2 protein-coding genes and 1 tRNA gene are annotated in these 2,387 nt (G+C 47.3%); 2 read left to right on the plus strand and 1 reads right to left on the minus strand.

Annotation, left to right across the window (positions count from 1 at the left end; genetic code table 11):
• Nucleotides 1-207 precede the first annotated feature (207 nt).
• Together DZ54_RS24445 and DZ54_RS0116375 are read left to right on the plus strand one after the other, a co-directional pair.
• A complete protein-coding gene (locus DZ54_RS24445) occupies nt 208-381 on the plus strand; it encodes an STAS domain-containing protein (protein WP_240474060.1) in 174 nt (57 codons plus the stop codon).
• An 18-nt stretch (nt 382-399) separates the two neighbouring features.
• On the plus strand, nt 400-2,088 hold the full coding sequence (locus DZ54_RS0116375) for a SpoIIE family protein phosphatase (protein ID WP_025675257.1): 1,689 nt from the start codon (nt 400-402) through the stop codon (nt 2,086-2,088).
• 106 nt (nt 2,089-2,194) lie between these two features.
• On the opposite strand, the gene DZ54_RS0116380 is transcribed toward DZ54_RS0116375, so the two are convergent.
• A tRNA-Asn gene (locus tag DZ54_RS0116380) sits at nt 2,195-2,269 on the minus strand.
• Between the last annotated feature and the right edge of the window lie 118 nt (nt 2,270-2,387).

Here is a 2,387-nt window from a genome sequence, read left to right on the forward strand (position 1 = left end):
GACTTTCAGGCTAATACCATTCGAACCCGCCGGGTTCTGTCCTATTTTTCCTGGGGAGGGAGCTGGTTGGACGAGAAGGATATGGGTACAGAGTGAGGGATCTGGCTTTAGCGGTTGGAGGGCTGAAGGCAATGGCAGCGGGAGAGCTCAGGTGAAAAAAAGTGGGGATCCCTCAGGGCTTATATCGATCTTAATAATGAAGACATAGTGGTTGATTTACGTGAAGCAACTTATATGGATAGTGCAGGGCTTGGTATTCTTCTTAACATGCAAGATTACTTAAAAAAGCCCGATGGGGAGATCATGCTCATTAATTGTCCAGATGCGATCAAGCGTGTTCTCTTTATCGCTAAATTTGAAAAGAAGTTTCGTATTGAATGAACAAACGGGTGAGCGCTTATGAACGTGTTAGTGGTCGATGACGAGCCAGCTTTGTTGCATTACATCGCCGCAGCGTTAAAGGACGAAGCGGACAATATTATCCTAGCAATGGATGGGTATGAAGCACTGAGCCTGTTAGAAAAAGTAGATCCAGGGATGTTTCCTGATTTAATTATCTCTGACGTCAATATGCCGAAAATAAATGGCTTTGAGATGGCCGCTGAGATACGAGGGCGGCACCCACAAATACTTCTACCTATTGTTTTTCTCACTGGAGTTGATGATCACGATACCCTTACCAAATGCCTTGAGTTCGGTGACGACTTTCTCAATAAACCAGTCGATATCGCAGCACTTATCGCCAAAGTTCGCACCCATTTTCGCCATATCCGTTTATTTCGAGAAGTGAGTCATCAACGAGACCAACTTAAGCAGTTCCAGGAAACAACGGTATACGAACATGCGATGGCCAGTCAGATCTTTGAGCGCTTGATGTCTTTTAATGTTGATGGTGTTCCTGGTATTAACGCCTTCTCGGGGGCATTCAGTCTCTTTAATGGCGATGTGACCATGGTCCTACAGCGTCCATTAGGGGGGCTGTATATCATGATTGCGGATGCGACGGGGCATGGTCTCCCTGCGGCGATAAGCACGATTCCTGCCGTGAAAACCTTTATTTCAACGGCTCGTCGTGGTTTGCCTGTTGGTGATATCGCCATTGAAATAAATGAGCATATTCGTGGCTTTATGCCGGTCGGTACGCTGCTTGCGAGTGTCTTGCTTGAGGTGATGCCTGACGGCTTAAGCGTTAACTTTTGGAGTGGCGGATTACCGGATGCATATTGTTTGGACCAGTACGGACAGGTGCTTACCGCTTATCAGGGGCGTCATATGGCTCTAGGCGCGCAAGGAAGAGGTCAATTTGATGCTACCATCACTCGGTTGCAATTAAAGCCGGGTCAACGCTTATTCTTTACCACTGATGGGGTGATAGAAGCGCGTAATCATACAGGCAAGCAGTTGGGGGAAGTTGGACTTATTCGTACCTTGAGTGGCTGTCAAGGAAGCCTTATCGCGCAAACTCAGCGTACGCTGACTGCTTTTGCGGGGGAAGCTGGGGTGACGGACGATGTGTCTATGCTAGAATTGACCTTTCCTATCGAGTGTCCTAAACGTCAGGGTGAGGAAGACGTCTTACAGCCATATTCGATTGTGCCCTCCACCGCGCAGATCACGTTTGATACGCGTTTATTAAAAGAGGCCGATTTAATCACGGACTTGCGTGGGCGCGTCAAAGGTATTGTGGGTGAAAGCACAGATTTAGATCTAATTTGCACTGTTGCCTCTGAACTTATCACCAATGCATTAGACCACGGCATTTTAGGTATGCAGGCGGTAGAAAAAAGCAATGTGGATGGTCTGTTTCATTATTTTATTCAGCGTCAAGAAAGACTCTCAGCGTTGAGTGACGAGCATTACATATTGCTCGAGTTGGCCTATCAACCCGCAGAAAACTATTTCATTATGGGGTTAACCCATAGTGGTAACGGCTTTGATTTTGAGCACCAGTTACATAAAAAAAACCATGATGCGGATAGTTTGTCTGGACGTGGGATAACCTTGGTGCGCTCAATCTGTGACAAGGTGACCTATAGTGATGAGGGGAGACGGATAGACGTGGTTTTTAAATTGAGAAAGGGTCGGTAACGGGGTGATAGAAATAGAACTGAATCACGAGGATCGCTTGTTAGAGGGCTCTTTGGTTAGAACAAAAAAAAAGCGCTAGCCATCGGACTAGCGCTCTTTCTTAATGTGGCTCCCCCAACTGACTCGAACCAGTGACATACGGATTAACAGTCCGCCGTTCTACCAACTGAACTATGGGGGAATAATGGTGYCTCGAGCGATGAACACCGACACGGGACTTCGGAATTCCCACCCTCTACCAACATCGATGACTATCCGAAGCAATGGTGCCGGCTGCCGGAGTCGAACTGGCGACCTAC

Source organism: Salinivibrio socompensis S35 (assembly GCF_000513715.1).
Lineage (GTDB): Bacteria > Pseudomonadota > Gammaproteobacteria > Enterobacterales > Vibrionaceae > Salinivibrio > Salinivibrio socompensis.

Excerpts from the sequence above, each read along its gene's own strand:
- DZ54_RS0116375 (WP_025675257.1), top strand. The coding sequence starts at position 400 with ATGAACGTGTTAGTGGTCGATGACGAGCCAGCTTTGTTGCATTACATC.